The sequence below is a fragment of the Streptococcus sp. 2106 genome, from assembly GCF_013277315.1.
Classification (GTDB): domain Bacteria; phylum Bacillota; class Bacilli; order Lactobacillales; family Streptococcaceae; genus Streptococcus; species Streptococcus pseudopneumoniae.
In genome coordinates this window covers 8,452-15,953 of sequence record NZ_VMMS01000005.1, presented here as the reverse complement: position 1 = coordinate 15,953, position 7,502 = coordinate 8,452, and the positions used below count along the sequence as shown (strand labels likewise).

Sequence of the window (7,502 nt, the reverse complement as noted above, 5' to 3'; positions counted from 1 at the left end):
GACAAGCGATTTCTTTGTGGAGTGGTTCAAAACGCAACTCCTGCCTGCTTTGAAGACACCTCATGTTATTGTCATGGACAATGCTAGTTTTCATCCCAAGAACATTTTGGATGAACTCTGCATCCAAGATAAACACTTTTTCTTACCTCTACCGCCATATTCACCGGATTTGAATCCTATTGAGCAAGCTTGGGCTATCTTGAAAAAGAAAGTGACGGATTTATTAAGGGAAGTCCCAACTATTTTTGAATGTTTGGAACGCTTTTTTTAAAACTAAATGATTATATAATTGAAATAAGAAGAAAATCATTATCAGAAAATTATAGGAGGTAGTAAAATTGACTTGCTTAATCAGTGTTATTTTATTACATCAAGGAGATAAAAATAGTTTATTAGAGTCTTTATTAATAGTTGATAGACAAACATTTAAAGATATAGAAGTTATTATTGTAAAGCCAATATAGAACACCTTTTGTTGGTTTATTTATTCTTCCTGATGATTATTATAAACTTACAAAGGATTTTCGGTACTATATGGAACAAGAACTTGTTTTCGAAGAGGAACTTGTTTCACCGAGCTGGACCCATGAAGTTTATCCTTTGGGGCACTTAGGGGATATAGATATTCATTTTCTACATTATTCTAGTATTGAAGAAGCACGGACTAAGTGGGAAAAAAGAAAAAACGCATAAATTGGGATAATCTATATTTTAAATTTGATAATAAAGATTCAGCTAGTGAAGAAATTTTAAATAAGATGGATAATCTTCCTTATTCTAATAAATTAATTTTAGTCAATCGTCCATATAAAAATTTGAAAAGTCAATGTGTTATTCCAGGTCAGGAACATCTTCCAGAACTGGCTATTATGTCTGATCCATTAAATACTTTTGATATCATGGCTTGGTTAAAAAAAGGTGGCAATGCTCTTTAAGTGCAAGTTATTGCGCTGTAGCATATAAATCTATTCCCTACATATTTTTTAAATGTTCTACGAGTTAATTTGAAATGTTTAGCTTGTGGTATAATAGATTCATGGATAAAAAATATGAAAAAATCTCCCAAGATTTGGGAGTGACTTTAAAGCAAATCGATACTGTTCTAAGTTTGACAGCAGAAGGGGCGACAATCCCCTTTATCGCGCGTTATCGCAAGGACATGACTGGTAGTCTGGATGAGGTGGCGATTAAGGCCATTATCGACTTGGATAAAAGTCTGACCAATCTCAATGACCGCAAGGAAGCTGTCTTAGCTAAGATTCAAGAACAAGGCAAGTTGACCAAGGAGTTGGAAGAAGCTATCTTAGCTGCCGAAAAATTAGCAGACGTTGAAGAACTCTACCTACCTTACAAGGAAAAGCGTCGAACCAAGGCAACCATTGCTCGTGAAGCTGGACTCTTCCCACTTGCTCGCCTGATTTTGCAGAATGTAACTGACTTAGAGAAAGAGGCTGAAAAGTTCATCTGTGAAGGATTTGTGACTGGGAAAGACGCCTTGGCTGGTGCAGTTGATATCTTAGTCGAAGCCTTATCGGAAGATGTGACCTTGCGTTCCATGACTTATCAAGAGGTGCTGAGACACTCTAAACTCACTTCTCAAGTCAAGGATGAAAGTCTTGATGAAAAGCAGGTTTTTCAGATTTATTATGATTTTTCAGAGACGGTTGGAAATATGCAGGGTTATCGTACCTTGGCTCTCAATCGTGGGGAGAAGCTAGGTGTCTTGAAGGTCGGTTTTGAACATGCGACGGACCGTATTCTAGCTTTCTTTGCTGCTCGTTTCAAGGTGAAAAATTCCTATATTGATGAAGTCGTTCAGCAATCGGTTAAGAAAAAAGTCTTACCTGCTATCGAGCGCCGTATTCGGACAGAATTGACTGAAAAAGCGGAAGAAGGGGCTATCCAACTCTTTTCGGACAACCTACGCAATCTCCTCTTGGTTGCTCCACTGAAAGAGCGCGTGGTTCTTGGATTTGACCCTGCCTTTCGTACAGGTGCCAAGCTAGCTGTCGTGGATGCAACAGGAAAAATGCTGACAACACAGGTCATTTATCCTGTTAAACCAGCATCAGCTCGTCAAATCGAAGAAGCCAAGAAAGATTTGGCAGATTTGATTGGTCAATATGGCGTGGAAATTATTGCCATCGGAAATGGTACTGCTAGTCATGAAAGTGAAGCCTTTGTGGCGGAAGTTCTGAAAGATTTTCCTGAGGTTAGTTATGTCATCGTAAATGAAAGTGGTGCTTCTGTCTATTCTGCCAGTGAACTTGCTCGTCAGGAGTTTCCAGATTTGACCGTTGAAAAACGCTCTGCCATTTCTATCGCCCGTCGTTTGCAGGACCCCCTTGCTGAATTGGTTAAAATCGATCCTAAGTCAATCGGTGTCGGACAGTATCAGCACGATGTCAGCCAGAAGAAATTGTCTGAGAGTCTGGACTTTGTTGTCGATACAGTGGTAAACCAAGTCGGTGTCAATATCAATACGGCCAGCCCAGCTCTTCTTTCACACGTAGCTGGACTCAATAAAACCATCTCTGAAAATATCGTCAAATACCGTGAGGAAGAAGGAAAAATCACTTCACGCGCCCAAATTAAGAAAGTTCCTCGTCTGGGAGCCAAAGCATTTGAACAGGCTGCTGGTTTCCTCCGTATCCCTGAAAGTAGCAATATCCTCGATAATACTGGAGTTCACCCAGAAAATTACGCTGCCGTTAAGGAACTTTTCAAACGCTTGGACATTAAGGACCTGAATGAAGAAGCCCAAGGCAAACTCAAGTCTCTTTCAGTCAAGGAAATGGCGCAAGGGCTAGACCTTGGTCCCGAAACTCTTAAAGATATCATTGCAGATCTTCTCAAACCAGGTCGAGATTTCCGTGATTCCTTTGACGCACCCATGCTTCGCCAAGATGTCCTGGATATCAAGGACTTAGTGGTTGGGCAGAAGCTAGAGGGTGTGGTGCGTAATGTCGTTGACTTCGGTGCCTTCGTTGACATTGGAATTCACGAGGACGGTCTCATTCATATTTCCCACATGAGTCGCAAATTTATCAAACATCCTAGCCAAGTGGTGTCAGTTGGAGATTTGGTGACCGTTTGGGTCAAGAAAATTGATACTGAACGTGAAAAAGTCAATCTGTCGCTCCTAGCTCCAGATGAATCTAACTGATTACGTCAAGCAGGTTTCGCTAGAAGACTTCGGCAGACCTTTTATCCATCATGCCCAGTGGAATAGGCGTCTACGTTCGACAGGTGGGCGATTTTTCCCCAAAGATGGGCATTTGGATTTTAATCACAAGGTTTATCAGGAACTGGGGTTGGACGTTTTTAGGAAAATTGTCCGACATGAACTCTGTCATTATCACCTCTATTTTCAAGGAAAGGGCTATCAACACAAGGATCGGGATTTTAAGGAACTGTTGAAAGCAGTGGATGGATTACGCTTTGTGCCAACCTTGCCAAATAGCAACTCCAAGCCAATCAAGCTCTATCGTTGTCAATCCTGCCAGCAAACTTATTATCGCAAGCGAAGGATTGATACCAAACGCTATCGCTGTGGAGTTTGTCGAGGAAAGTTGCTACTAGTAAATCAGCCTGAGGACTGATGAAAGCCGAGCCTACCCGTGATATACTATGTCTAACCTAGCAGAAAGAGGAAATATCATGAACAGTAAGTTTTATAAAATGAGACGAAATCGCATGATTTCAGGAGTTTTAGCAGGTCTGTCAGACAAGTGGAACTTTGATGTTACCCTTGTACGTTTTCTGTTTGCCATTTTTACAGTCGCAAACTTTGGACTTGGGGTGATTATCTATATCATCCTAGCTTCTATCATGCCAACCAAGGAAGAAATCGAAGCAGAAATGTACGGAACAGGCCCACGTAAACGCAAAGAAGCTCAAGCCATTGACGATAATGAAGGCTGGTTTTGGTGAGGTTTTACAAAAGATTTGGAATACGCAAAAAGCTTTAAATCAATAGTCTAAACTGCTTGATTTAAAGCTTTTTTACTTTTAATAATATTTTTCCAGCTTCATCTACAAACTAAAAGCATTCTTTTGAACTCATGTTTCTAATCTATTTTTCATGCTGAGACAATACATTTTTTGAAAAATGATGGATGCTGATAACAACTGATAGCCAGCAAATAGCATAAGCAGTAGCTGTAAATTCTGTACCGATAAAGTATGTTTTTTCAACTAAGAGCTGACCGATGAATGGAGAGAGGAGATAGAGAAGTCCGATGAGTATATGTTCTTTGTGTTTCATTAAAGCGCACCTTCTTTCCTTATAGGTTGAACGACTTGCAAGTGTTCAATTTAATGGTATGTTATCTAGGTAAGCTTACTCAAATGTTAGTTCCCGCTTCCTCCTTTCCAAAGTAAGCCTTTTCACACTTATATTTTACAATTTTAAAAATAGGAAATCAAATCATTTTATAAGTAATTTTGCCTATATTTCCCCCAATCTTACAAAAATGTAAGATTAAAGTCTTTTTTGTAAGGTTAGGTTATGGCAAGCAGTCTTTTTTTGATGTAAACTAGACTCATAAAGAACAAAGGAGTAACATCATGAAACAAATCTTACAGAAGAAAACAAGAAAACCAAGCCACAAAGATATCGAGCGCGTTCAGCTGGGATGCGCTATGATGCAAGCAACATTTCATTTGATGGGATATTAAGAAAGGAGATTCTCATGACACTTTTAGATGTAAAACACGTTCAAAAAATTTATAAAACTCGTTTTCAGGGCAACCAAGTAGAGGCCCTCAAGGATATTCACTTTACCGTGGAAAAAGGTGACTACGTTGCCATCATGGGTGAGTCTGGTTCTGGTAAATCAACTCTTCTCAATATCCTAGCTATGCTGGATAAACCAAGTCGTGGACAGGTTTACTTAAATGGAACTGATACCGCAACCATTAAAAATTCACAGGCTTCTAGCTTCCGTCGTGAAAAATTAGGCTTTGTCTTCCAAGACTTTAACTTGCTAGATACTCTGTCTGTTAAGGACAATATCTTGCTTCCGCTTGTCTTGTCAAGAAGACCCATTACGGAGATGATGAAGAAATTGGTGGTGACAGCTGAGAATCTAGGTATCAACCAATTGCAAGAGAAGTACCCTTACGAGATTTCTGGTGGTCAGAAACAGCGTGTAGCAGTAGCCCGCGCCATCATCACAGAACCTGAAATTCTCCTTGCGGATGAGCCAACAGGAGCCCTTGACTCCAAATCATCTGCAGCCTTACTTGATGTCTTTGATGAAATCAATGAGCGCGGTCAAACCATTCTCATGGTAACCCACTCCACAGCAGCAGCAAGCAGAGCCAAGCGCGTACTCTTTATCAAAGACGGCATTCTTTACAATCAAATCTACCGTGGAGAAAAGACAGAGCGTCAGATGTTCCAAGAAATCTCTGATACCTTGACTGTCATGGCAAGCGAGGTGAATTAGTATGTTTCGATTAACCAATAAGTTAGCGGTATCGAACTTGATTAAAAACCGCAAACTCTACTATCCTTTTGCGCTGGCTGTTCTCTTGGCAGTCACTGTCACCTATCTCTTTTACTCTCTAACCTTCAATCCCAAGATTGCTGAAATCCGTGGAGGAACAACCATTCAGGCTACACTTGGATTTGGTATGTTTGTCGTCACCCTTGCGTCAGCCATTATCGTCCTCTATGCCAATAGTTTTGTCATGAAGAACCGTTCCAAGGAACTAGGAATTTATGGCATGTTGGGCTTGGAGAAGCGTCACCTGATCAGTATGACCTTTAAGGAGTTAGTGGTATTTGGGATTCTAACTGTTGGAGCGGGTATCGGTATTGGAGCCTTGTTTGACAAGTTAATTTTCGCTTTCTTGCTCAAACTGATGAAATTGAAGGTTGAGCTGGTCGCTACCTTCCAAATGAATGTTGTCATTGCAGTACTTGTTGTCTTTGGATTGATTTTCCTAGGGCTCATGTTCCTGAATGCCCTTCGAATCGCCCGTATGAATGCCCTCCAGCTCTCGCGTGAGAAAGCAAGCGGAGAGAAAAGAGGTCGTTTCCTACCTCTCCAAACTATTCTTGGTTCCATAAGTTTAGGGATTGGCTATTATCTTGCCCTTACGGTAACCGATCCTCTTACAGCCCTAACAACTTTCTTCCTAGCTGTTTTGCTGGTTATTTTTGGTACTTATCTATTGTTTAATGCAGGGATTACAGTCTTCCTACAAATCTTAAAGAAAAATAAGAAATACTATTACCAACCTAATAACCTCATCTCTGTTTCCAACTTGATTTTCCGTATGAAGAAAAATGCGGTTGGACTAGCAACCATCGCTATTTTGTCAACAATGGTTTTGGTAACCATGTCAGCAGCGACTAGTATTTTCAATGCCTCAGAATCCTTTAAAAAAGTGATGAATCCGCATGACTTTGGCATTACTGGAAAAAATGTTGAAAAAGAAGATTTGGACAAACTCTTGAGCCAGTTTGCAAGTGACAAAGGTTATAGTGTCAAAGAGAAAGAAGTGCTTCGTTACAGTAACTTTGGTATTGCAAATCAAGAAGGAACCAAGTTAACTATTTTTGAAAAAGGACAAAACCGTGTCCAACCAAAAACAGTTTTCATGGTATTTGACCAAAAAGATTATGAAAATATGACTGGTCAAAAACTGTCTCTATCAGGAAATGAGGTTGGTCTCTTTGCCAAAAATGACGGACTGAAAGGACAGAAAGCTCTAACTCTAAATGATCATCAATTTTCTGTCAAAGAAGAATTTAATAAAGATTTCATTGTGAACCATGTTCCAAATCAGTTTAATATCTTGACTACTGATTACAATTACCTTGTTGTTCCTGATTTACAAGCCTTTTTGGATCAATTCCCAGATTCGGCTATCTATAATCAGTTTTACGGTGGTATGAATGTAATAAATGTCAGTGAAGAAGAACAACTCAAGGTCGCTGAGGAGTATGAAAAATACCTCAATCAATTTAATGCTCAATTAGACACAGAAGGTAGCTATGTTTATGGTAGCAATCTAGCAGATGCTAGTGCTCAAATGAGTGTCCTCTTTGGCGGTGTCTTCTTTATTGGTATTTTCCTATCCATTATCTTTATGGTCGGAACTGTTCTGGTCATCTACTACAAACAAATTTCTGAAGGCTACGAAGACCGTGAACGCTTTATTATCTTGCAGAAAGTTGGTTTAGATCAAAAGCAAATCAAGCAAACCATCAACAAACAGGTTTTAACTGTTTTCTTCCTTCCTTTGCTTTTTGCCTTCATACATCTAGCCTTTGCCTACCATATGCTTAGTCTGATTTTAAAAGTGATTGGTGTAATAGATACGACTATGATGTTGATTGTGACCTTGTCTATCTGCGCTATCTTCCTCATCGCCTATGTGTTGATTTTCATGATTACTTCAAGAAGCTATCGCAAGATTGTGCAAATGTAAAAAAAGATACCTCGACTTCAAAATCGAGGTATTTCTTGTATTTTATACTCAATGAA

General features: G+C 39.6%; 6 protein-coding genes and 2 pseudogenes. 7 read left to right on the top strand and 1 reads right to left on the bottom strand.

Features of this window, described 5'->3' with window-relative positions; all coding sequences use genetic code 11:
- From HT723_RS00480 to HT723_RS00460, 5 genes and pseudogenes are all read left to right on the top strand, one after another.
- Nucleotides 1-271, top strand: a pseudogene (locus HT723_RS00480) (IS630 family transposase); the annotation flags it as partial.
- A gap of 185 nt (nt 272-456) precedes the next feature.
- Nucleotides 457-935: pseudogene (locus tag HT723_RS00475) on the top strand (DUF1919 domain-containing protein); the annotation flags it as partial.
- A gap of 101 nt (nt 936-1,036) precedes the next feature.
- On the top strand, nt 1,037-3,166 hold the full coding sequence (locus HT723_RS00470; protein WP_172934426.1) for a Tex family protein: 2,130 nt from the start codon (nt 1,037-1,039) through the stop codon (nt 3,164-3,166).
- On the top strand, nt 3,153-3,602 hold the full coding sequence (locus HT723_RS00465) for a SprT family protein (RefSeq protein ID WP_001054507.1): 450 nt from the start codon (nt 3,153-3,155) through the stop codon (nt 3,600-3,602). Before HT723_RS00470 ends, HT723_RS00465 begins: the two co-directional genes overlap by 14 nt.
- Before the next feature lie 58 nt (nt 3,603-3,660).
- A complete protein-coding gene (locus HT723_RS00460) occupies nt 3,661-3,933 on the top strand; it encodes a PspC domain-containing protein (protein WP_001085044.1) in 273 nt (90 codons plus the stop codon).
- A gap of 142 nt (nt 3,934-4,075) precedes the next feature.
- Here HT723_RS00460 and HT723_RS00455 read toward each other — a convergent pair whose 3' ends face one another.
- A complete protein-coding gene (locus HT723_RS00455; RefSeq protein ID WP_000680768.1) occupies nt 4,076-4,267 on the bottom strand; it encodes a hypothetical protein in 192 nt (63 codons plus the stop codon).
- A gap of 427 nt (nt 4,268-4,694) precedes the next feature.
- Here HT723_RS00455 and HT723_RS00450 point away from each other — a divergent pair, with 427 nt between their 5' ends.
- A complete protein-coding gene (locus HT723_RS00450; RefSeq protein ID WP_000173358.1) occupies nt 4,695-5,453 on the top strand; it encodes an ABC transporter ATP-binding protein in 759 nt (252 codons plus the stop codon).
- A gap of 1 nt (nt 5,454) precedes the next feature.
- Complete coding sequence (locus HT723_RS00445) at nt 5,455-7,446, top strand: ABC transporter permease (RefSeq protein ID WP_023938677.1); 1,992 nt, start codon at nt 5,455-5,457, stop codon at nt 7,444-7,446.
- Nucleotides 7,447-7,502: the final 56 nt, after the last annotated feature.